This is a genomic window from Streptomyces sp. NPDC059373 (assembly GCF_042751495.1).
GTDB lineage: Bacteria > Actinomycetota > Actinomycetes > Streptomycetales > Streptomycetaceae > Actinacidiphila.
The window spans coordinates 40,326-62,182 of record NZ_JBHYXC010000025.1 but is presented as its reverse complement, the minus strand read 5'-3'; the positions used below and the strand labels follow the sequence as shown (position 1 = coordinate 62,182).

24 protein-coding genes are annotated in these 21,857 nt (G+C 69.4%); 14 read left to right on the top strand and 10 right to left on the bottom strand.

Annotated elements, in window-relative coordinates:
• Positions 1–7: 7 nt before the first annotated feature.
• On the bottom strand, positions 8–661 hold the full coding sequence (locus ACFXJ5_RS28015; RefSeq protein ID WP_384636745.1) for a pyridoxamine 5'-phosphate oxidase family protein: 654 nt from the start codon (positions 659–661) through the stop codon (positions 8–10).
• Positions 662–696: 35 nt separating this feature from the next.
• Here ACFXJ5_RS28015 and ACFXJ5_RS28010 point away from each other — a divergent pair, with 35 nt between their 5' ends.
• Positions 697–2,028 (top strand): aminotransferase class I/II-fold pyridoxal phosphate-dependent enzyme, encoded by a 1,332-nt coding sequence (locus ACFXJ5_RS28010; protein WP_384636743.1) that lies wholly within the window; start codon positions 697–699, stop codon positions 2,026–2,028.
• On the opposite strand, the gene ACFXJ5_RS28005 is transcribed toward ACFXJ5_RS28010, so the two are convergent.
• A complete protein-coding gene (locus tag ACFXJ5_RS28005; RefSeq protein ID WP_384636740.1) occupies positions 2,004–3,002 on the bottom strand; it encodes a DMT family transporter in 999 nt (332 codons plus the stop codon). The genes ACFXJ5_RS28010 and ACFXJ5_RS28005 overlap by 25 nt on opposite strands.
• Before the next feature lie 74 nt (positions 3,003–3,076).
• On the opposite strand from ACFXJ5_RS28005, the gene ACFXJ5_RS28000 reads away from it, so the two are divergent.
• Complete coding sequence (locus ACFXJ5_RS28000) at positions 3,077–3,991, top strand: LysR family transcriptional regulator (protein ID WP_384636737.1); 915 nt, start codon at positions 3,077–3,079, stop codon at positions 3,989–3,991.
• Between the two features lie 4 nt (positions 3,992–3,995).
• Here the strand turns inward: ACFXJ5_RS28000 and ACFXJ5_RS27995 are convergent, their stop codons facing one another.
• On the bottom strand, positions 3,996–4,463 hold the full coding sequence (locus tag ACFXJ5_RS27995) for a pyridoxamine 5'-phosphate oxidase family protein (RefSeq protein WP_384636734.1): 468 nt from the start codon (positions 4,461–4,463) through the stop codon (positions 3,996–3,998).
• A gap of 51 nt (positions 4,464–4,514) precedes the next feature.
• On the opposite strand from ACFXJ5_RS27995, the gene ACFXJ5_RS27990 reads away from it, so the two are divergent.
• On the top strand, positions 4,515–5,186 hold the full coding sequence (locus tag ACFXJ5_RS27990; RefSeq protein ID WP_384636731.1) for a cysteine hydrolase: 672 nt from the start codon (positions 4,515–4,517) through the stop codon (positions 5,184–5,186).
• Between the two features lie 17 nt (positions 5,187–5,203).
• Here the strand turns inward: ACFXJ5_RS27990 and ACFXJ5_RS27985 are convergent, their stop codons facing one another.
• Complete coding sequence (locus tag ACFXJ5_RS27985; protein ID WP_384636728.1) at positions 5,204–5,677, bottom strand: Rieske (2Fe-2S) protein; 474 nt, start codon at positions 5,675–5,677, stop codon at positions 5,204–5,206.
• A gap of 226 nt (positions 5,678–5,903) precedes the next feature.
• Between ACFXJ5_RS27985 and ACFXJ5_RS27980 the strand changes: the two genes are divergently transcribed.
• The 5 genes from ACFXJ5_RS27980 (at position 5,904) to ACFXJ5_RS27960 (ending at position 9,861) form a co-directional block, all read left to right on the top strand.
• Entirely contained in the window at positions 5,904–6,725 is an 822-nt protein-coding gene (locus ACFXJ5_RS27980; RefSeq protein WP_384636725.1) for a HipA family kinase, read from the top strand.
• Positions 6,722–7,105, top strand: coding sequence for a DUF3037 domain-containing protein (locus tag ACFXJ5_RS27975; protein ID WP_384636722.1), 384 nt, complete (start codon positions 6,722–6,724; stop codon positions 7,103–7,105). The genes ACFXJ5_RS27980 and ACFXJ5_RS27975 overlap by 4 nt, the downstream gene beginning before the upstream one ends.
• Before the next feature lie 131 nt (positions 7,106–7,236).
• Entirely contained in the window at positions 7,237–7,998 is a 762-nt protein-coding gene (gene fabG, locus ACFXJ5_RS27970; protein WP_384636720.1) for a 3-oxoacyl-ACP reductase FabG, read from the top strand.
• A gap of 20 nt (positions 7,999–8,018) precedes the next feature.
• Positions 8,019–8,777, top strand: coding sequence for an SDR family oxidoreductase (locus ACFXJ5_RS27965; RefSeq protein WP_384636717.1), 759 nt, complete (start codon positions 8,019–8,021; stop codon positions 8,775–8,777).
• 100 nt (positions 8,778–8,877) lie between these two features.
• Entirely contained in the window at positions 8,878–9,861 is a 984-nt protein-coding gene (locus ACFXJ5_RS27960) for an aldo/keto reductase (protein ID WP_384636715.1), read from the top strand.
• Positions 9,862–9,883: 22 nt separating this feature from the next.
• Here ACFXJ5_RS27960 and ACFXJ5_RS27955 read toward each other — a convergent pair whose 3' ends face one another.
• The 5 genes from ACFXJ5_RS27955 to ACFXJ5_RS27935 all read right to left on the bottom strand — a co-directional run bounded on the left by ACFXJ5_RS27955 (position 9,884) and on the right by ACFXJ5_RS27935 (position 14,553).
• On the bottom strand, positions 9,884–11,386 hold the full coding sequence (locus ACFXJ5_RS27955; RefSeq protein WP_384636712.1) for a CoA transferase: 1,503 nt from the start codon (positions 11,384–11,386) through the stop codon (positions 9,884–9,886).
• An 88-nt stretch (positions 11,387–11,474) separates the two neighbouring features.
• Positions 11,475–12,437, bottom strand: coding sequence for a 3-hydroxyacyl-CoA dehydrogenase NAD-binding domain-containing protein (locus tag ACFXJ5_RS27950; RefSeq protein ID WP_384636709.1), 963 nt, complete (start codon positions 12,435–12,437; stop codon positions 11,475–11,477).
• A gap of 90 nt (positions 12,438–12,527) precedes the next feature.
• Positions 12,528–13,262 carry an acetoacetate decarboxylase gene (locus ACFXJ5_RS27945; protein ID WP_384636706.1) on the bottom strand — a complete coding sequence of 245 codons (735 nt, stop codon included), beginning with the start codon at positions 13,260–13,262 and terminating at the stop codon, positions 12,528–12,530.
• Between the two features lie 27 nt (positions 13,263–13,289).
• Positions 13,290–13,736, bottom strand: a complete 447-nt coding sequence (locus tag ACFXJ5_RS27940) for a MarR family winged helix-turn-helix transcriptional regulator (protein WP_384636703.1) — start codon at positions 13,734–13,736, stop codon at positions 13,290–13,292.
• 181 nt (positions 13,737–13,917) lie between these two features.
• Positions 13,918–14,553: a TetR/AcrR family transcriptional regulator gene (locus tag ACFXJ5_RS27935; RefSeq protein ID WP_384636700.1), complete on the bottom strand. Its 636-nt coding sequence runs from the start codon at positions 14,551–14,553 to the stop codon at positions 13,918–13,920.
• 285 nt (positions 14,554–14,838) lie between these two features.
• Here ACFXJ5_RS27935 and ACFXJ5_RS27930 point away from each other — a divergent pair, with 285 nt between their 5' ends.
• Positions 14,839–15,039 (top strand): hypothetical protein, encoded by a 201-nt coding sequence (locus ACFXJ5_RS27930; RefSeq protein WP_384636697.1) that lies wholly within the window; start codon positions 14,839–14,841, stop codon positions 15,037–15,039.
• Positions 15,040–15,415: 376 nt separating this feature from the next.
• Positions 15,416–15,559, top strand: coding sequence for an alpha/beta fold hydrolase (locus ACFXJ5_RS27925; protein WP_384636694.1), 144 nt, complete (start codon positions 15,416–15,418; stop codon positions 15,557–15,559).
• A gap of 1 nt (position 15,560) precedes the next feature.
• Here the strand turns inward: ACFXJ5_RS27925 and ACFXJ5_RS27920 are convergent, their stop codons facing one another.
• Entirely contained in the window at positions 15,561–17,072 is a 1,512-nt protein-coding gene (locus tag ACFXJ5_RS27920) for a glycoside hydrolase family 3 protein (RefSeq protein ID WP_384636691.1), read from the bottom strand.
• Positions 17,073–17,734: 662 nt separating this feature from the next.
• On the opposite strand from ACFXJ5_RS27920, the gene ACFXJ5_RS27915 reads away from it, so the two are divergent.
• From ACFXJ5_RS27915 to ACFXJ5_RS27900, 4 genes are read left to right on the top strand one after another with little or no spacing between them, the layout of a single operon-like run.
• Positions 17,735–18,799, top strand: coding sequence for a phytanoyl-CoA dioxygenase family protein (locus tag ACFXJ5_RS27915; RefSeq protein WP_384636688.1), 1,065 nt, complete (start codon positions 17,735–17,737; stop codon positions 18,797–18,799).
• Positions 18,781–20,091, top strand: coding sequence for a DUF6271 family protein (locus tag ACFXJ5_RS27910; RefSeq protein ID WP_384636685.1), 1,311 nt, complete (start codon positions 18,781–18,783; stop codon positions 20,089–20,091). The genes ACFXJ5_RS27915 and ACFXJ5_RS27910 overlap by 19 nt, the downstream gene beginning before the upstream one ends.
• Positions 20,092–20,099: 8 nt before the next feature.
• Positions 20,100–21,284 (top strand): type III PLP-dependent enzyme, encoded by a 1,185-nt coding sequence (locus tag ACFXJ5_RS27905; protein ID WP_384636891.1) that lies wholly within the window; start codon positions 20,100–20,102, stop codon positions 21,282–21,284.
• Positions 21,285–21,854: a GNAT family N-acetyltransferase gene (locus tag ACFXJ5_RS27900; RefSeq protein WP_384636682.1), complete on the top strand. Its 570-nt coding sequence runs from the start codon at positions 21,285–21,287 to the stop codon at positions 21,852–21,854.
• Positions 21,855–21,857 lie beyond the last annotated feature (3 nt).

The window sequence follows — 21,857 nt, the reverse complement described above, 5'->3', positions numbered from 1 at the left end:
TCGGTCCTCAGGCGAGGTAGGCGGGGAGGGCGATGGACGGGTCGAGGTCGTCGGAGGGGACGGGGGCGCCGTACGTACGGGAGACGGGCAGGACGCCGGCCCAGTGGGGGAGGGCGAGGTCCTCGGGGTCGTCGTTGGGGCCACCGGTGCGGAGCTTCGCGGAGACCTCGTCGAGGTCGAGGCGGATAACGGCGGTGGCGGCGAGCTCCTTGGCGTTGGCGCGGCGGGAGTCGTCGGCCCGGCCGGGGACGATGTGCTCGACCAGGGCGTCCAGGGCCTCGGCGCGCTCGGCCGGGTCGGTGACCTGGTGGGCGGTGCCGTGGACGACGACCGAGCGGTAGTTGATGGAGTGGTGGAAGGCGGAGCGGGCCAGCACGATGCCGTCCACGTGGGTGACCGTCAGGCAGACCGCGAGCCCCGGGTCGGCGGCGGCGCCGCGCAGCGGGCGGGATCCGGTGGAGCCGTGAACGTAGAGCCGGTTGCCGACGCGGGCGTAGAGCGTCGGCAGGACGACGGGCGCGCCGTCGCGGACGAAGCCGAGGTGGCAGACGTAGGCCTCGTCGAGGATGGAGTGGACCAGCTCGTGGTCGTAGGAGGCGCGGTCGGCGCTGCGGGTGGGGACGGTGCGGTCGGTCGCCCGGTATTCGGCAGTGTCGGTCATGGCGCAATCCTTTGAACTAGTGCATAATCCTGTTTGTGCTAGGAGACTATACGATCACCGGGCGCGGCGCAGCCGAAATTGCCGCCGACGTCGAACGCGCCATCGGCGAGGGCGCGTTGCAGCCCGGCGCGACCCTGCCGCCGCTGCGCGAGCTCGCCACCGAGCTGAGCGTGAACCCGAACACCGTCGCCGCGGCCTACCGCCTGCTGCGCGACCGGGGGGTGATCGAGACGGCGGGGCGGCGCGGCAGCCGGGTCCGCCCGCGCCCCGCGACCAGTGCCCGGGACGAGATCAGCATCGAAGCGCCGCCCGGCGTACGGAACCTGGCCACCGGCAATCCGGACCTGGCGCTGCTGCCCCCGCTCGGCGACGCGCTGGCGGCCGCGGCGGCCCGGCACGCGGCGCGCCCGATGCTGTACGGCGGCTCCGCCGTGGACGAGGAGCTGGGCCGGCTGGCCCGCGAGGCCTTCGACGCCGACGGCGTGCCGGACGGCCCGATCGGCGTCACGTCGGGCTCGCTGGACGCCATCGAGCGGGCGCTCACCGCGCATCTGCGCCCCGGCGACGCGGTCGCCGTCGAGGACCCGGGCTGGGGCAGTGTCTTCGACATCCTCACGGCGCTGGGCATGCGGCCGGTGCCGGTCGCGGTGGACGACGACGGCCCGCTGCCCGGCGACGTCGAGCGGACGCTGCGGCAGGGCGCGCGCGGCCTGGTGGTCACCGACCGGGGCCAGAACCCGACCGGGGCCGTGATCTCCGCCGCCCGCGCGGCCGAACTGCGTACGGTGCTGGCCGGGCACCCGGACGTGCTTGTCATCGACGACGACCACGTCCACGGCCTCGTGGAGCTGCCGCTGCACCCGCTGGCGGGCAGCACCCGGCACTGGATGCTCGTACGGTCGACCGCCAAGGCGTACGGGCCTGACCTGCGGCTCTCCGTGCTCACCGGTGACCCCGTCACCGTCGACCGGGTCCGCGGCCGGCACCGCCTCGGACCGGGCTGGGTCAGCCATCTCCTCCAGGACGCCGTGGTGCACCTGTGGCGCACCGGCGCCGTGGACGCCGAGGCGGTCGCCGCCGGCTACGCCGAGCGCCGGGACGGGCTGCTGAGGGCGCTGGCCGAGCGCGGCGTCCCCGCGCACGGGCGCAGCGGCATGAACGTCTGGATCCCGGTGCCCGACGAGACCGGCGCGGTCACCCGTCTCCTCCAGTCCGGCTGGGCCGTCGCCCCGGGCGCCCGCTTCCGGCTGGCCTCGCCGCCCGGCGTACGGGTGACCGTGTCACCGCTCGACGCCGGTGAGCTGCCCGCCCTGGCGGACGCCATCGCCGACGCGGTGCGCCCCTACCGGGCCGGGCGCTTCGGCTGAGCCCGGTCCTGGTCCTGGGCCGGATCCTGGGGCCGGCGCTGCGTCAGGGCGGCGCCGGCCAGCACGACCAGGGCGCCGACCGGCTCGTTCCAGCTCAGGTGCTCGCCGAGGATCGTGACGCCCGCCGCGGTCGCGATGACCGGGATGAGGTAGGTGACCATGGTCGCGATGGTCGGACCCTTCTCGGCGACCAGGCGGTACTGGAGCAGGAAGGCGAAGCCCGTGCCGATGGCCCCCAGGGCGATGACCGCGAGCAGCGGCACGACCGGGAACGAGGCCGGTGCGGAGGTGAAGAGCGGGGTGACGACCGCGAGCTGGGCGGTGGCGAGCAGCAGCTGCAGCGCCGACATCGACAGGGCCGAGTTGCCGCTGTCGCTCAGGGTCCGGCGGACGTAGATCCAGCCGACCGCATAGCTGGCGCCGGCGGCCAGGGCCATCGCTGTACCGGCGGGGTCCTGCCCGGAGAAGCCCTGCCAGGCGCCGAGGACGGTGAGGACGCCGAGGAATCCGACGCCGACCCCGATCACCCGCTGGCGGGTCGGCCGGTCCTCGGAGAAGGCGACGACCGAGAGCACCATGCTCCACAGCGGAGTCGTGGCGTTGCAGATCCCGGCCAGGGTGGACGGGATAGTCAGCTCGGAGTACGAGAAGAGTGACATCGGCAGCGCGTTGAGCAGAAAGGCCGCGACCGCCAGATGCCCCCAGGTGCGCGCCCCGCGCGGGATCCGCTCGCGCTTGACCGCCACGGTGGCGACGAGGACCGCCGTGCCGAAGCCCATGCGGCCCAGGGTGACCTGGAGCGGGGCGAAGGCCTCGGTGCCGACCTTGATGAGGAGGAAGCTGAAACCCCAGATGAGCGCGAGTACGGTCCAGCGGATCCGCCAGTCCAGCGCGGGACGGCGCGAGGGGCGGTCAACGGCTACGGCGGCGGCGGATAGTGCGGTGGCGGACGGTGCGGGGGTGGTTGCGCTCATGCCGTACACCTTGGCCTCTGCGACCTCTTAGGACAAGGGAGATTACGTAAGCACGATCGCGTAGGATCGCTTACATGTTGAATCTGGAGCGGCTCCGCATCCTCAACGCCGTGTCGACCTACGGCTCCGTGAGCGCGGCCGCCGACGTCCTGCATGTCACGACCTCCGCCATCTCCCAGCAGATGAGCAAGCTCGAACGCGAGACCGGTCAGCAACTGCTGGCCAAGAACGGCCGCGGTGTGCGGCTCACCGACGCGGGCAAGCTGCTGTCCGGGCACGCCGGGCGCATCCTGTCCCTGGTCGAACTGGCCCACTCCGACCTGGAGGCACACCGTGGGGCGCCGGTCGGCGAGCTGCGCATGGGGGCCTTTCCGACCTCGGTTCGTGGGCTGTTCCCGCAGGCCCTGCTGGCGATGCGGCAGGAGTACCCGAAGCTGCGGGCGATGGTCCAGGAGATGGAGCCCGAGCCCGCGCTGGTCAGGCTGGTGCGCGGCGACATCGACCTCGCGGTGGTCCTCGACTGGTACAACAAGCCCATGTCGCTGCCCGGCGGTCTGGCCAAGGCGCCGCTGCTCGACGACCTCGCCGATGTGGTGCTGCCGCCCGGCCACCCCCTCGCCGACCGGGCCGAGGTCGACCTCGTCGAGCTGGCCGACGACGACTGGATCGCCTGGCCCGACGGCGGCTTCTGCCACGAATGGCTGCTGTTCACCCTGCGCGGCAAGGGCGTCGAGCCGCGGATCGCCCACCACGCCGAGGAGCACCACACGGTGCTGGCCCTGGTCGCCGCCGGGCTCGGGGTGGCCGTCGCGCCGCGCCTGGGCCGCGGGCCGCTGCCGGAGGGGGTGCGGGCGGTGCCCGTACGCCACACCATGCGCCGGCACATCTACGCGGTCTGGCGCTCCGACGCGGACCGCAGGCCCGCGATCCGGGTGGCGGTGGACGCGCTGCGGAAGGTGGGGGAGGAAGTCCAGGGCGTGTCCGGCTGAGGCGTCAGCCCTGCGGGATCTTGCGGAAGTCCCAGGACGTCACGGCCTCCGGGGTGAGCCGCAGCCAGGCGTGCCGGCCGTCGTGCACCATGGCGTCGAGGCCGAAGTTCTTGGCGGCGAACAGCCGCTCGGGCACGTCGAGTTCGGGATGCGGCTCGCCGGTGCGGGGGGCCTCGCCGACGAAGTCGACGCTGCCGGCCAGCTCGACCCCGCGCAGCTCGCCGTAGTCCTTGCCGTCGTCCACGACGACCGCGACCCGGGGATCGTGCCGCAGGTCGGCCCAGCGGCGGCTGCGCGTGATCGAGTAGAGCCAGAGCGACATGCCGTCCCAGGCGAACCACAGCGCCCCGACGTGCGGACGGCCGTCCGGCGAGACGGTGGCCACCCGGCACGTGCGCTGCTCGCACAGGAAGGCGTCGATCTCGTCCGGGGTCATCATGATCCGGCGTCCGCGCCGCTGGGTGTCGGTCAACTGTCGGCCCCCGCTTCCTGTCTGACGATACGTCAGGTATCGTATGCGGCCGTGTGGCAATCGGAAAGACTCGACGCGCTCCTCGACCCGGCCGTCACCGCCCTGCTCACCATAGAGTGCCAGCGCGGCGTCGTCGGCCCGTACGGCGCCCTGCCCGAACTCGCCGCCGCCGTGCGCGAGTCCGGCGCCCTCGACCGGATCGCGGAGCTGGTCACCGCCGCCCGCGCGGCCGGCGCCACCGTCCTGCACGCCATCGCCGAACGGCGCCCCGACGGCCGGGGCGCCAACCGCAACGCCCGGCTCTTCCGCGCCGCCGAGCGCCTGCCCGTCCAGCAGACCTCCGGCACACCCGCCACCACGCTCGCCGGGGAGATCCCGCTCGCCGACACGGACTTCGTACTGCGGCGGCTGCACGGCCTGTCGCCGCTGGCCGGCACCGACGCCGACGCCCTGCTGCGCAATCTCGGGATACGTACGGTCATCATCACCGGCGTCTCGGCGAACGTCGCGGTGCCCAACGCCGTCTTCGACGCGGTCAACCTCGGCTACGAAGCCGTGGTGCCGGCCGATGCCATCGCCGGGGTGCCGGACGACTACACACAGGCAGTCGTCCGGCACACCCTGGCGCTGGTCTCGACCGTCACCACGGCCGCTGAGGTCATCGAGAGCTGGCGGCGACGGGGCGCCGCCAAAGCCTCTGTCTCAGGGTCCGCCTCAGCCTGAAGCCTCAGCCTGAGGCCTCAGGCGAGCGTCACCGAATCCCCGCTGACCTTGATGTTGGCCGCGGCCAGCGGCTGCGTCGCAGGGCCGTTGGCCACACTGCCGTCGGCGATCTTGAACTTGCTGCCGTGGCACGGGCAGTTGATCGTGCCGCCGGACACGTCCTTGACGACGCAGCCCTGGTGCGTACAGACCGCGGAGAAGGCCTTGAACTCACCTGCGGTCGGCTGGGTCACCACGACCTTCTGGTCGGCGAAGACCGTGCCGCCGCCTGACGGAATGTCGCTGGTCTTGGCGAGCGCCGAACCGCTCCCACCGGCGCCCGACGACGAGGCACCGCCCTCCGATGGCGAGGTTGACACGGTGCCGGATCCCGCGGAGGTGTCGGTGGAATTGCCGCAGGCGACCAGCGCGGCGGCGAGGCCGGCAGCGCCCACCCCTGCGACGACGTTGCGGCGGGTCGGCGAACCTGGGATACGGGACGTCTCGGCCATGCGTCACTTCCTGTTGCCTTGTACGGACCGGGCGGCGGGGGAGCGTCCGCCCGGTGGGGCGGGTGACCACCCTCGCAAGACATACGGATCTCCCCGGCCCCTGGTTCAAGATTTCCCGGAAATCGCCGCGGGCCGCTCGGACACACCGAGTCATCGCGAGGAATCCCGTCGAGAGTGAAGTGCTCGCGGGTACGGAGCGGCCATCGCACGCCCTTAATCTGGTGCGATGCTCAATGAGGTGAGAGGGACCCGCTACGTGACTCCCTTGCGGGAGGGCGGATCGGTGCCGGGCGTCATCGAGGCCGACGATCTCGGCACGTACGTCGTCAAATTCCATGGCGCCGCGCAAGGCCGCAAGGCGCTGGTCGCCGAGGTGGTCGCGGGGGAGCTGGGACGCCGGCTGGGGCTGCGGGTGCCGGAGCTGGTGAGGTTCTGGTTCGATCCGGTGATCGCGCTCGGGGAGCCGGACCAGGAGGTCCAGGACCTGCTGAAGGCCAGCGGCGGCCTCAATCTCGGCATGGACTTCCTGCCCGGCTCGCTGGGCTTCGACCCGCTGGTCTTCGAGGTGGAGCCGGACGAGGCCGGCCGTGTCATCTGGTTCGACGCCCTCATCGGCAACGTCGACCGCTCCTGGCGGAATCCCAACATGCTGGTGTGGCACAAGGACCTCTGGCTGATCGACCACGGGGCCTCGCTGATCTTCCACCACAGCTGGAAGGCGGCCGACCAGGCCGCCGACAAGCCCTACGACGCCTCCGACCACGCCTTGTCCCGCTTCACCCCCGACATCGGCGCCGCCGCCCGGTTGCTGGCCCCGAAGATCACCGGCGAGCTGCTGCGTGAGGTCACCTCGCTCATCCCGGACGAGTGGCTGACGGACGAACCGGGTTTCGAGAGCCCCGACGAGGTACGCCGGGCGTACGAGAAGGTGCTGCTGGCCCGGGCCGGGTCCGTACACGAGCGGATCAAGCTCGCGCCGCAGGAGAAGGAGAAACAGCCGCCGCCGGAGTGGCTGCGCACCTGGGTCGAGGGGAAGGCCGCGAAGTGAGCGAGCGGGACGTGTTCGAGTACGCGCTGGTGCGCGTCGTCCCGCGCATCGAGCGCGGCGAGCAGATCAATGCCGGGGTGCTGGTGTACTGCCGGGCCAAGTCCTTCCTCGGGGCCCGCGTGCACCTGGACGAGACCCGCCTCGCCTGCCTGGACGCCGACGTGGACATGGACGGCGTACGGGCCGCGCTGCGCGGGTACGAGGGCATCTGCGCGGGCGGCGCGCGGGCCGGACAGGCGTCGCAGGACGACCCGGGGCGGCGGTTCCGGTGGCTGACCGCCCCGCGCAGCACCATTGTGCAGCCGGGGCCGATCCACACCGGGCTGACCGCGGACCCCGAGGCCGAGGTGGACCGCCTGCTGGATCTTCTGGTGCGCTGAGCCACATCGGCCGCGCTGGCGTTGACACAGGGTCACGACGCTCCTACGGTTTCGGCTACGGGACCTACTAAGCGGTCGCTCATGTCGCGGCGGCCGAACCACAGGGCTGAATCACAGGCTGAGGAGAACAGATGTCGACCACCGATCAGCGCGTAGCGATCGTCACCGGGGCCGCGCGCGGCATCGGCGCCGCCACCGCCGTGCGCCTGGCCGCCGAGGGCCGCGCCGTCGCCGTACTCGACCTCGACGAGGGCGCCTGCAAGGACACCGTCGAGCAGATCACGGCGGCAGGCGGCAAGGCCATCGCCGTCGGTGCCGACGTGTCCGACGAGGCCCAGGTCGAGGCCGCTGTCGCCCGCGTCGCCGAGGAGCTGGGGGCGCCGACGATCCTGGTCAACAACGCGGGCGTGCTCCGCGACAACCTGCTGTTCAAGATGAGCGCCTCCGACTGGGACACGGTCATGAACGTGCACCTGCGCGGCGCCTTCCTGATGACCCGCGCCGTCCAGAAGCACATGGTGGACGCCAAGTTCGGCCGCGTGGTCAACCTGTCCTCCTCCTCCGCGCTCGGCAACCGCGGCCAGGTCAACTACTCCGCCGCCAAGGCCGGTCTGCAGGGCTTCACCAAGACCCTCGCCTTCGAGCTCGGCAAGTTCGGCGTCACCGCGAACGCCGTCGCCCCCGGCTTCATCGTCACCGACATGACCGCGGCCACTGCCGCCCGCGTCGGCATGGGCTTCGAGGAGTTCCAGGCCGCCGCCGCTACCCAGATCCCGGTCCAGCGGGTCGGCAAGCCCGACGACATCGCGAACGCCATCGCCTTCTTCACCGGCGACAACGCCGGCTTCGTCTCCGGCCAGGTCCTGTACGTGGCCGGCGGCCCGCTCAACTGACGCGTACAGGAGACCCCGTCATGACTTCTCAGCCCGACAGCGGCCGCGTCGCCCTCGTCACCGGCGCCAGCCGGGGCATCGGCTACGGCATCGCCGAAGCCCTCGTCGCCCGTGGCGACCGCGTCACCATCACCGGCCGCAACGAGGACGCCCTCAAGGAGGCCGTCGAGCGGCTCGGCTCCAACCGCGTCATCGGCGTCGCAGGCAAGGCCCACGACGAGGCCCACCAGGCCGAGGCCGTCGCGCGCACGATGGAGGCCTTCGGCCGCGTGGACTACCTCGCCAACAACGCCGGTACGAACCCGGTCTTCGGGCCGATCGCCGAACTCGACCTCGGCGTCGCCCGCAAGGTCTACGAGACCAACGTCATCTCCGCCCTCGGCTTCGCCCAGCAGACCTACAAGGCCTGGCAGAAGGAGCACGGCGGCGCCATCGTCAACATCGCCTCCGTCTCCGGCCTCAGTGCCTCCCCCTTCATCGGCGCGTACGGCATCAGCAAGGCCGCGATGATCAACCTCACGGTCCAGCTCGCCGCCGAGATGGCCCCCGGCGTCCGCGCCAACGCCATCGCCCCGGCGGTCGTCAAGACCAAGTTCGCCGCCGCACTCTACGAAGGCCGCGAGGAGGAGGCGGCAGCCGCCTACCCCCTCAAGCGGCTCGGCGTTCCGGAGGACATCGGCGGCGCGGCCGCCTTCCTCCTCTCGGACGCGGCCGGCTGGATCACCGGCCAGACCCTCGTCATCGACGGCGGCATCCAGCTCAACGCCTTCGTGGGCTGAGGCCGTTCGGGAGGGCTTGCCCTCGTCCGTACTCCAAGGTGCACAGTCTCTGACAGCAACAGGGACTGTGCACCTTTCGTCTACGCAGGGAGTACGCACCATGCGCTATCGCACACTTGCCGGCGGGACCGGCCCCGAAGTCAGCGCGCTGTGCCTGGGGGTCCTGCCCTTCGGCACGACCGTCGACGAGAAGACCGGGTTCGCGATCCTCGACCGCTTCATGGAGGCCGGCGGCACTTTCGTCGACACCTCCAACAACTACGCCTGCTGGGTGGACGGCGCCACCGGCGACGAGAGCGAACTCGTCCTCGGCCACTGGCTGGCCGACCGCGGCGCCCGCGACCGGATGGTCGTCGCCACCAAGGTCGGTGCCCGCCCGGACCTCTCACGCGGCACACGCTGGATCGACGACGACGGCGATCTCGGAAACGCCGAGGGCCTGGCCGCCCCGACCATCCGCGCGGGCGCCGAGGGCAGCCTGAAGCGGCTCGGCACCGACCGCATCGACCTCTACTACGCCCACATCGAGGACCGGCGCGTCCCCGTGGAGGAGACCGTCGGAGCCTTCGCGGACCTGGTCGCCGACGGCACCGTCGGCACCCTCGGGGTCAGCAACCACCCCGCCTGGCACATCGCCGAGGCCCGCCGCCTCGCCACCGAGCGCGGGCTGCCCGGCTACCAGGTCGTCCAGCAGCGGCACACCTATCTCAAGCCGCGCCAAGGGGCCCGGTTCGGCTGCCAGCGGCACGTGGACGACCAGCTGCTGGACTACGCGGGCACCCAGCCCGACCTGACCCTGCTCGGCTACTCCACCCTCATCGCGGGTGCCTACACGCGGGACGACAAGCCGCTCCTCGCCCAGTACGCGCACGACGGCTCGGCCGCACGGCTGCGCGTGCTCCGCGAGGTGGCGTCGGAGCTGGGCGCGACCCCGAACCAGGTCGTGCTGGCCTGGCTGCTCGGCGGGTCCGTGCCGGTGCTGCCGATCCTGGGCGTGAGCAGTGTGGCCCAGCTCGACGAGCTGCTTCCCGCCGCAGAGCTGGACCTCGCGCCGGAGCTGCGGGACCGGCTCGACGCCGCGTGACCGACTGTCAGTGGTCCCCGGGTCAGGTCTGTGGCAGCCAGGCGGGGGCGCCGCTGCCGCGGGGTACGAGGATCGTCCGGAAGCGGCCTGGCGTCGCGGACATCACGACCTGGTCCGTGACGCCGGTGTAGAGGCCGCAGGGGGTCTGGGCGCTGAACTGGTCGGGGTCGAGGTAGGCGTGCCGGGAGTCGGGGCCGCCCGTGCCGGCGACCTCGTGGGCGTAGTCACGGTCGAAGACACCGAGGCTGAGGATCCAGGCGGACACCCGGCTCAGGCTGAGGCTGACCTTGTAGCTGCCGCCCTGGGTGGCCCGCAGGATGAGGGCGCGGATGATTCCTGCGGTGGCCAGCCAGGACAGGACGTAGTCGTTGACGACACCGATGGGCGGCAGGGCCGGGCGGCCGGCGGTTCCTTCGCGGAGCATGACTCCGCTGACGCAGCCGGCGGTTTGGTCGAAGCCGACGCGGTCAGCCCATGGTCCGCTGTCACCGTGCAGGCTGACGGTGGCGTAGACGAGGCCGGGACGCACCGCCGCAGCCTCCTCGGCGGACAGGCCGATCTTCTCCAGGAAGCCGGGCCGGCGGTTCGCGTAGAAGATGTCGGCGTCGTGCAGCAGGTCGTGGATGCGGCTTCGGCCTTCGGGTGAGTAGGGGTCGACGGTGGCCGACCGTACTCCGACGTTCGCGGTGTAGTAGGTGACGTCGTTCTCCCATTCGGTGGGGCGCCACAGATTCAGCACGTCCGCGCCGTGCTGGGCCAGGTCGCGGCCGATGCCCGCGCCCGCGATGACGTGTCCCATTCCCAGTGCGCGCAGACCGTCCAGGGGTTGGGAGACCCCGGCCGGCAGGGGTTCGGGATCACTGTCGCCGATCTTCTCGATCTTGATCAGTGGCTCGTGGGCGATGTGGTCCCGGTACTGCGGTTCGGCGAGGAACTCCTCGGTCGTGCGCAGCATCGGCATCACGACGCCGGCGTCCGTGCCCGCCTGTTCCAGGTCGGCTGCGTCCCGGGTACGGATGGCTTCCGCAACGGAAGCTTCGTCGGGCGTGGTCTCCAGCAGCCGGAGCGTGGCGTCCTTGATCTTCGGATACAGGTTGAGCGGCATGACCCAGCGGCCGTCGCGGGCCTCGTAGAACCGCAGGCTGAAAGGGTTGTCGGGGTCATGCGGCCGACCGGGGCTGAACCCGTTGAGCTTCTCCCATTTCTTGTCGTAGAACGGGCACAGGCGGTGCGGAGCCTTGCGCAGGTCCATGGTGATGTCCTGGCCCTCGCCCCCGCGGTGTCGCCACAAAGAGGCGAGGGCCACGGACTTGGCGGTCATGCCCAGCGCCGGTACGGCTCCCAGACGGATGGTGGAGGGGACGATCGGGTCGGCCCCACGGAAGGTGATCAGGCCGCCGCTGTCCTCGGGACGCATGCCGATGTCGGCCAGTACGTCGTGCAGGGCGTTGTGGATGTCGAAGTCGTCGTCGCCGCTGAGCGGATGGGCTACGGCCTGGGAGATCTTTTCGGTGAGTGAGTTCATGGTGTGGGCTTTCCGCGAAGGAGAACGGGTGAGTCGGGGCCGGGCGAGCCCCCTGCCGTGGCGGGCGGCGGGGCGCTCGGTCGCGGTGTTACGCCCCGTGCGCGTGGGGGGTTTCGGCGAGGGCACGCATGAGGACGACCTGCCTGCGGTCGCGTTCGGCGGCCAACTCGTCGATTCCGGCGCCGAAGTTCCGGGCTTGTTCGCTCAGGGTGTCCACGGTGGCGTCGTCGAAGGCAACGTGTTCAGCTGCCATCTGGACCCAGCGCTTTTCCATGCCGGGGCCCAGGTGGGTGACGAAGTGCTCCAGGCCGCCTTGTCCTCCGCCGAGGTGGAACGTCTGGAACGGTCCTGCGACCGCCCAGCGCAGCCCGATGGAGGAGGTGACGATGGCATCCAGTTCCTGTTCGGTGACGACTCCGTCGGCAACCAGGTGTACGCATTCACGGAAGAGAGCCGATTGCAGACGGTTGGCCACGAAACCGGGAACCTCCTTGCGGAGCACCTGGGGGCTCTTGCCCAACGCGGCGTAGAAGACACGGGCGCGTTCGACGGTTTCCTCGCTGGTGCGCTCACCGGGCACGATCTCCACGAGCGGCACCAGGTGCGGCGGGTTGAAGGGGTGGCCCACCACGAGGCGTTCCGGTCGGCGCAGCGCGGTGGCGATGTCGGTGGCGGGGATGCCGGAGGTGGAGGTGGCGAACAGGGCTGTGGCTGGGGCGTTCTCCTCGATCGTCCGCCACATCTGCTGCTTGACGTCCAGCCGTTCGGGGCCGTTCTCCTGTACGAGGTCGGCCTCCCGCACGGCGGCGGCCAGGTCGGGCTCGAAGCTGAGATTCCCGGTGAGGTCTTCTGTCCGCAGACCCAGGCCCTGCAGTACGGGCACCGTGCCGTCGATCAGTTCGCGCACCTGGGTGTCGATGCCGGGCTGCGGGTCGGTGACGGTGACCTCGAGGCCGTGGGCGAGAAACAGTGCGGCCCAGGAGGCGCCGATCACGCCTCCGCCGACGACTGTAACGCGTCGGATTCCGGCGGCATGAGTGGTTTCGGTCATGGTGGGGTCCTCTCTGCGGATGGGGCGGTCTTGCCGGTACGGCCGGCCTGGTGCGGCAGCGCGACGGCGGCGCGACGGCAGCGCGACGGCTCAGGCGAGGTAGTCGTGCACGAGTTCTGTGCGGCCCAGAGCGAGGTCGGTCAGGATGTGGCTCGCGGCGACGACTTCGAGTACGGGCAGGTCGGACAGCGGCGCGAGCGCGTGGGCGAACAGTTCCAGGCGAGCCGGCCCTGTCCAGGCGCCCTTGATGGTCACGTCGGAGATCTGGGCGCGGACCAGCTCGCAGATGCGAGGTCTGCCGTCGTAGCCCGGCAGCTTCTTGACCATGAACGTCGGCAGGGTGACTTCATCGCGGGCCTGGGCGGGGTCCAAAGGGCGGTGCTTGTACCCCATGGTGGCGGTGGCGACGCGCAGACTGCCGTAGTCGAGGGTGCCGACCAGGGCGTCGGAGTCGATGTACAGCCGCGGCGCGCCCAGTTTCTTGGGGAAGGCGCTGATCTCGCGGCCGCTGGCGATGGCCGGGTGGCTGTCGACGTACATGGCCAGGCTGTACTCGCCGCGTTCGCCTTCGTACTCGACGGCCACGACCTGGCCGGACTCGGTGTAGTCGCCCAGCCCCGTCACGTCGGGCATGCGCATGACTTCGAATCGCACCAAGGGCTCGGGAACCCGCAGCGGTTCGGGCACGACAGCGTCGAGTGCCGCCGGGTCGGTGCGGTAGGTGATGTTGAGGTATTCGCGGTTGGTGAACCGGTACGGGCCCGCCGGGAAGGCGGGGGCGTTGAGGGGGGTGGTCAAAGACTGTGCGACGTCCTCGGCGCGCATAGCGATCGCCTCTCTTTCTCTTCCGGGTCAGGTGGCGGGGGAGCCGCCCTCGTTGTACCGGCGCAGGAGCGCATGGAACGCCTGGATCTCCTCGGGGCGCCAGTCGCGGGTGCGCCGTGCGACCTGCGCGGTCATCCGCCGGTCCGACTGCTCGAGTACTTCCCTGCCGCGCTCGGTGATGTCGACGACCTGGATCCGGTTGTCGTACCGGTCGAGGCTTCGTGTGACCAGTCCGGAACGCTGCAGGTCGGAGAGCTCACGGCTGACGGTGGACTTGGAGACCCCGAGCATGCCGACCAGGTCACCGGCCTGCTGGCCGCCCCGGCTCGCGAGCTGCGCCAAAACCGCGTGGGCGGGCAGGGTGAGCTCGGGGTGCAGGTGATGGGCATGAGCCCGGAAGCGGCGGCTGAGCTGGAGCAGCTCTCGCATGACCGCCTGCTGTCGGGAGCTGACGTCCTCGTGATCCGCGCTCATGACAACCCAGTAGTTGCAATATACAACCTGTTGCTATGTGCAACGGTAAGACGGAGTGACGTATTCCGGCAAATCGATGTCGACGCCCGGCGCCCCAGGCCGAAGGGGCGCGTCCCTTCCTACGCAATACGCAACGGGGGGCCGCCGCAATCCGGGACGGATGCCGGACGCGGTGTTGGTGTCAGCGCTGCGCGGCGGTGCGGGCGCCGGTGGCGGCGTGTTCGTGCAGGGCGGCCCGGGTGAGGGTGGTCGCGGTGTGCACGGCACTGGCGATGGCGTCTTCGGGGTCCAGTCCGCACAGGTCGGTCAGGGTGAAGAGGGCTTCGGCGCTGATGACGACGGCGAGGTCGTTCTTCAGCTGTGCCAGGGCGGCGGGATCGGCGGTGCCGAGGGTGTCGGCCAGGGGGGCGAGGGCGTGGTCGATCAGGCCGACGCGCAGGGCGGGGCGCGCGCTGGTGGCCTCGGGCCGGGTGATGGTGGCTGCGATCATGGCGCGGGTCGCGCCCTGGTAGGCCAGAACCTGGCGTAGCAGATGCTCGGTCGCGGCGGCGATTCGTTCGACCGGGTCGCGGGAGTCTGCGACTGCTTCGAGCGCTTCGGCCGGCGTGGGCCACTGCCCGGTCATGGCCTCCTGCAGCAGGCTGGCCAGGTCGGGGAAGTAGCGGTAGGCGGTGGCCTCGGACACCAGGGCGGCCTTGGCGACCTCGGGCATGGTCACCTCGCGGCCGGTGCGCATCAGGTCGACCGCGGCCTGCAGGATCGCGGTCCGTGTGCGCAGTTTCTGGTTGGTCCGGCCGGTGCTGCTCTGCGGTGTCATCGGTTCGCCCTTCTGTATGAGACAACCATAGCGCAAGTCAACTCTGACGATGAGAGGCTACTTGCATGAGTTTGCGCACGTGGCCTACGGTCGTGAAAGTTCACTCTCGCAAAGGAGTAGGACGGCCCGCCCCAGCATCGTTGCTGGACGGCGGCGCCGGGCCGCGCTCGGTCGCAGGCTTCGCCGCCGCGCTGTCCCAGCACGCGTACGTGATCCTCCCGACCCACCCCCGGCTTCGACGGCACGCCCCGGCCGGAGTCGACCGACTCCGTCGCCGACCTGGCCGTGGCCTACCTGGACCTGATCGACGAGCTCAACCTGCACGCGGTCACGGTGGCCGGCAGCTCGGTCGACGGCTGGATCGCCTCCGAGATGGGGCTGCGCGACAACCGCGGACGGATCAGCGCGCTGGTCCTGCTCGGCGCGACCTGCATCAAGCCCGAGCCCCCGCTGGAGATCGCCGACCCCGCGAAGCTAGTGCTGTGACGGGCAATGTTTGCCCGTCAAGGAGCGTCGTCCGGTGCGTGCGATTGCAAGGCGGCCGGAAGTCTTTGATGGGGGTCCCCCCTGCTCGAGCGAAGCCGAGAGCTTGGGGGAGGAGCTACCAGGGCTTTTGGCCAACGCCGCGAGCGTGCGTGCTGGGCGGCGCGACAGGGCAAAGCTTGCCGGGAGGGGCACTAGGACCGGTCAGGACCGGCGAACTGGCCTTCCACAAGCCGGAGCTGCGCCTCAACCCGGCCGCGCAGAGCGAGCAGCAGCAGGCCGCGATGGCCGCCAACCAGCGCACCCTGGCGGTCTACGCGGGCGACCCGTACTGCCACGACCCGAAGCTTCGTGGTCGCCTGCACCGGTCACCGTCCCGGTGCTGGTGCTCGCCGGCGAGGCCCGCGCCACCTTCCGGTCCGTCCCGGAGGCCGGGCACTTCCCGCACATGGAGCAGCCGGGAGTGGTCTTCGAGGCCATCGGCGACTTCGTCGACAGTGAGGTCAAGTCCGAGGGCAACTGACCTATCGGGCGCCGATGAGGAACTCCGCGGCGGCGACGCCGGAGGCGGCGGTGGCACCGTGGGTGAAGATCTGGACTGCGCCGGGGCCGGAGGTGCCCGGCAGCCCCATCTCCACCACGATCGCGTCGGGACGCGCCGTGGTGAGGTCTGCGAGGGCGCTGCCCATCCACTTGTTCCGGGAGGCGTCCCTGACGACGATGACCATCGGGCGTCCCGAGGCAGGCAGCAGCGCGTACCTCTCCAGGACGCCGGGATCAGCCGCCAACTCCTGGTGATGCACCCGGACGAAGGTGGTTCCGGGCAGACGCTCGCGCAGGGGAACGGCGACACCCCACGGCGTCTCCTTGCCGATAGCCAGGTTGGTGGAGGGCACCAACTCCACCACGTGCGGAGGGGCGGTGAGCGGGAGGATGTCGTCCGCGGAGCCGCTCAGCCGGATGGCACGCCGGGCGGCGACGAAGCCGATGTCGCCGCTGATGGGGTTGACCGGAACGGCCTGGCCCAGGTGGGTCGACCAGTCGGCGAACGCCTGGACGCGGTCGGACGCCTCGGCCAGGCGCTCTTCGGTGAGTTCCCCGGAGGACACCGCGCGGAGGAGAGCGCCGACGATGAGGTCGACGGTCGCCTCGTCGGCGTGCTCCCCGCCGACGCAGATGGCGTCGGCGCCGGCGACGACGGCCTTCACCGTGGCGCCTTCGATGCCGTAGCGGTTGGTCACGCCGCCCATCTCGATGGCGTCGGTGACGATCAGACCGTCGAAGCCGAGTTCCTTACGGAGCAGGCCGTTGAGGATGCGGCTGCTGAGGGTGGCCGGAAGGTCCGGGTCGTAGGCGGGGACCAGGAGATGGGCGCTCATGACCGCGTGTATGCCGGCGGCCACAGCGGCCCGGAACGGGGGCAGCGCCTGCGCGGCGATCTCGTCGAGGTCGGCGTCGTAGGTGGGCAGGCCGTGGTGGGAGTCGATGGCGACATCCCCGTGGCCGGGGAAGTGCTTGGCGCAGGCGGCGACACCGGCCGACTGGAGTCCCTGGATCCACGCGGCGGCATGCCGGGACACCAGGGTGGAGTCGACGCCGAACGACCTGACCCCGATGATGGGGTTGTCGGGGTTGGAGTTGACGTCCACGCTGGGCGCGTAGTTGAGGCTCACACCAGCGGCGTGCAGTTGACGGCCCAGGTCGCGGGCGACGGATTCGGTCAACTCGAGGTCGTCGACCGCGCCGAGGGCGAAGTTGCCGGGCCGGGTGGAGCCGGTCGAGGATTCGATCCGGGTGACATCCCCGGCCTCCTCGTCGATCGCGATGATCAACGACGGGTTCTCGGCCCGGAGTTGGGCCGTCAGCCTGGTGACCTGTTCGGGCGAAGCGATGTTGCGGGCGAACAGCACGACGGATGACAGGCCGTCACTGATGTCGCGCAGCACCCAGTCTGGCGCCTCGGTGCCCACGAAGCCCGGCTGCAGGAGGGAGAGCGCGAGTCGTCGCAACTCCTTGCTGTGCTTGCTGGAGGACATCAGCTGGGCCTTCCGAGTAGTGCCGACACGCCGATCGCACCGCTGCCTTGGTACAGACCAATGGATACTGGCCTAGTCCAATCCGCAGTGTCAACAGGAAGATCGTTCGCCCCGGTCGGGCCCGGCGGGCCGGCCTCCCATGCCCGGGTGGGCCCGCCTCCCGCGCCCGGGCGGTGCCGTCTCGGCGGCCGCCGATCGCACCTTGCGTAGCAACGCCATCACCAACAGCGTCCAACAAAGCGGAATTACCTATTCCCTATTCGCGAGCTGTCCATCCTCGGTTCTATGTGAACCGGTGAACCCCGTTTGGTTTCGCGCGCTTGAACTTTCCAATTCGGCGGTTGACACGCGGAGTTGGTCTAGTCCATTTTGGTGTGACACGAGTTCGGCAAGTGACCTGCGCGCCGCAATACCCCTCGCGGTGCCCAAGTTGACTGGCGGAACCCATGAGGACACGCCCACGTGCCCCTCACCCTGCGCTCGTTCGCCTCTTGGCAACGACATCCACCGCTGTGCGTATCAACACCCTTACTGACAGCTACAGGTGATTGCTGTTCCGGCGGCGAATGTCGCCGCCGTATCCCCGCACAGTCGACGGGTCCCGGCACAGGGGCGGCCTGGGAGCGATCCACTCAAGAAGATCCGAACCTTGGAGCGACTGCATGCCGGCGCCCTACCACTATCTTCATCGAGCACCCTCGGACGTCCCGTACTTCAGCCGGGACGGCGATACCTATCTTGCGGAGACGCCGTTGCGGGATCTCCGAAAAACGCAGAAGCTCCGGGTGCTGTCCGAGGAGGACTTAACCTTCTGGCAGACCTACGGCTACGTCGTGGTGAAGCAGGCGATTCCTGCCTCCTCGGCGGATCGCCTGCTGGATTTCGCCTGGGACTTCCAGGGGCTCGATCCGGCCCGGCCGGACACCTGGTACCAGGAACGCGAGTTCCGTTCGGACCTCGACCGGGAACTGCACATCTACGGGTTCGTCGAGGCGTACCAGCACCAGCTCATCTGGGACAGCCGCCAGGCGCAGCGGGTCTACGACGCGTTCGTCGACGTGTGGGACTGCGAAGAGCTCTGGGTGACTCTGGACCGGCTCAATCTCAACCCGCCCAACATCAAGAACCGCGACCGTGCGCTGATCGCCCCCACGGAGCGTGGGTTCGACATCAACCTCCACTGGGATATCGACACCACGCTCGGCGTGCCGCCGCAGCGGGTCCAGGGGATCATCGCGCTGAACGACACCAACCCGGAACTGGGCGGCTTCCAGTGCGCGCCCGAGCTGTTCCGTCAGTTCGACCGGTGGGCGGCGCTTCAGCCGGCGGACCGGGACCCGATCCGTCCCGACATCGACCGGGCGGAGTTCCCCGTGGTGCGGCCGGAACTCAAGGCCGGCGACCTGCTGATCTGGAACGGTCTGCTGGCACACGGAGTGGCACCCAACGCATCGGAGAACGGCGTTCGAGCCGTCCAGTACCTCTCCATGATGCCTGCCCTGGAGTCGCACCAGGAGCTGAGGCGTTCCCGCGTCAACTCCTGGCGTCATCTCAGCACGCCGGAGTGGAACAAGACGCTCGTCGGTGATGCCACGAGGCATGAATCCCTCAGGTACGACACCGCCACGCTGACCAACCTGGGTGCCAGGCTGCTGGGTCGTGAATCCTGGAGCGAGCGGGACCTCGAGCCGTCGAACGAGGAACGGGTATGCGCAAAATCTGTCTGACTCTTCCGACCAACAGGGCCTGCGCCGAGACGATATCGGCCGTCCACGAAGAGGCGGCCTACGCCGCCGAGCACTTCGACGTCGAGGTCCACCTCCTGATTCTGGACTCCTCCGAGGAGCCGGCCTTCACGGAGCACGCGAAGGCCGCCCGCGAGTCGCGCACCGTGCCGAATGTGATCGTGCACCACCTCGGCGAAGCGGAGCAGCGTGAGTTTCTCCAGCGGGTGATCCACCGTGCCGGTGTCGCCAAGCCCGAGCTGGTGCTGGAGCTCATGCTGCCGTCCGACCTCTCCTACGGCGCCTGCACCAACCGTGCGTTCCTGATCGGTGCCGCGCTGGGCTGCGAGTCCATCCACCGCCGGGATTCGGACATCCTTTACCAGGTCGTGAACGATGCGCCGGTCTTTCCCATCCACCACGAGCTCATGTCGATCGGTAAACGAGCGATCGACGCGGCGCACGGCGTGGACGAGACCACGCTGGACCCGAAGCACGGGCACAAGCCGGTGACGATGGTGGGCAGTTCATTCGTGGGCGAGATGTCCGTGGACATCGGTGAGATGTACGATCTCGACCGCGACGTCTACCACGACGTGGTCAGCCTGTGGGCGCCCGGCGATTGGTCGGACGAGGAGAAGAGGGATCTCGTCGACGAGTCCTTCCGGGGAGCCGGCTCCGGGGCGTTCACCCACGATCACTCGACACTGACCATCGTTGACCCCATGCGGGTCGACATGTGCAACATCGCTTTCTACCAGGTGCACGAATGGGTGCCACTGCCGCCCGCGACCGACACCATCGGCAGCGACTACTTCCTCATGCACCTTGTCCACGACGCGGCGTTGCCCGGCGTCCTGCACAATCGCCACCTCGTGAACTTCTACACCCCGGAACGGCGTACCGGTCCCGGATTCATCGCGTACCAGATGCGGTTCGTGAAGTTCTTCCTGTCGATGCTCTACTTCAACTTCGTCTACGACCAGATGGCAGAGGCCGGCGAGTCGCTGCTCGACGATCGGGACCAGGTACGTATACCCGCCATCACCGAGTTCGTCAGGGACAGCACCCTGTTGGACCGAGCGGAGAACGTCCAGCGGCTGGACACGATCGACCGGTCCTATCGGAAGCTGGGCGGCAAGTACGGGGAGTTCGCCGACATCCTGGCAGCACGCCGGGAGCGGCTGCTCGACGAAGCCCAGCAGGACAACAACGACTTCGCACTGCTGATCGAGGCATGGGCGCCCATGATCCACGCGAGCAGAACCACCCGGCTTCAACGGCAGCCCGGCTGAAACCATCGATGATGCACGAAAACGTATCCATGCTCGCCGCCCTGGCCGCCGCCGGCGAGGACCAGATCATCTTCGACCTCGCAGGAATCGAAGCACGCTACGAAACGCTCGTCCGGGAGCTGCCGGAAGTCTCCGTTCGCTTCGCCATGAAAGCATGTCCGGTGGACGAGGTGATCTCCCGACTGGCGGAGAAGGGCGCTGGGGTCGACGCGGCAGGCCCCAACGAGATCACGCAGGCGATCAGCTCCGGCGTTCCACTCGAAAGAATTCACTACGGCAACACCATCAAGTCCGACCGGGACATCATCGACGCATATCGCCTCGGCATCAGGGACTTCGCCACCGACAGCCTGGAGGACGTGGCGGCGATCGCAGCCTGTGCTCCCGGTGCCCGGGTGTTCTGCAGGCTGGCCACCGACGGGCAGGGAGCGCTCTGGGGCCTCACCAACAAGTTCGGCTGTTCGGCCGACGATGCGGTGCTCGTCCTGGAAAAAGCGCGGGAAGCGGGTCTGAAGCCGGCCGGGCTGTCCATTCACGTCGGTTCACAGCAGATGACGTCCGAAGGCTGGCAAAGCGCTTTCGAGCGACTTGTCGAGGTGCTCGCGATTCTGAACCGGCGCGGCATGTCGCTGGATTACGTCAATCTCGGCGGCGGTCTTCCGGCTCTCGGTTATCTCGACAAGCGGGGCGAGCCGCTCGACCCTCCGATGGACAAGATATTCGCCATCATCCGCGAGGGCATGCAGCAGTGCAGGGAGGTGCCCGGACACCACCTCGACTTCGTCATGGAGCCCGGGCGTTATCTCGTTGCCGACCACGGCGCCATCCGGGCGCACGTCTCCCGGCTGTCCAGGCGGCAGAACCTGAACGGTGAACACCAGTACTGGCTGTATTTGAGCTGTGGGAAGTTCAACGGCCTGTATGAGATGGACGAGTTGCAGTACCGGCTCGTGTTCCCCTCGCATCGTGACGGTGAACACGTCTTAGCCAGGGTCGCCGGGCCCACCTGCGACAGCGATGACGCCTATTCCCGTGAACACGGTCTGGTTCAGGTGCCCGAAGCGCTCGCATCGGGAGATCCGGTCTGGGTGCTCTCCAGCGGCGCCTACGCCATCAGCTACATGACACAGGGATTCAACGGCTTCAGCCCACTTCCCTACACGTGCATAGGCGGCAGGGAGGGCACCCGGTAGATGAGCGACGACGTGCGCATACGACATGTCTCCGACGGTGACTGGGGCGACATCGTAACGCTGGAAAGCAGTGCCTATGCCGCCATCGGGCTGTCGGAGGAGCGGGCCGCGCTGGAGTCCAGAGTTCGCGTATCGCCGACCACGTGCTTTGTGCTGGAGTTCGAACAGCGACTGTCGGGCTACCTGTTGGCACTGCCCTACCCGATGTTCGAGTATCCGGATCTGGACCGCACGGAGGAGATCACCTTCCGCTCGCGCAATCTGCATCTCCATGATGTCGTCATTGCCGAGGATCTTCGCGGCAGGGGACTTGCGAAGCGTCTCCTGCACCACCTCACTGCAACGGCCCGCTCGCAGGAGTACGAGCAGATCTCCCTGGTCGCCGTTGCCGGCAGTGAGACCTTCTGGTCGGCGAACGGATTCACCGTCCATCAAGGCGTGGTCCCCGCGGGAAGTTACGGCGCGACTCCGGTGTACATGTCCAGGGCGGTGCCGGCAGACCGTACCGACGACCCGAAACCAACCAGCGGTTTGCTGCGCGGGCAATCATCGCTAGACGAAGTGGGCTGATTC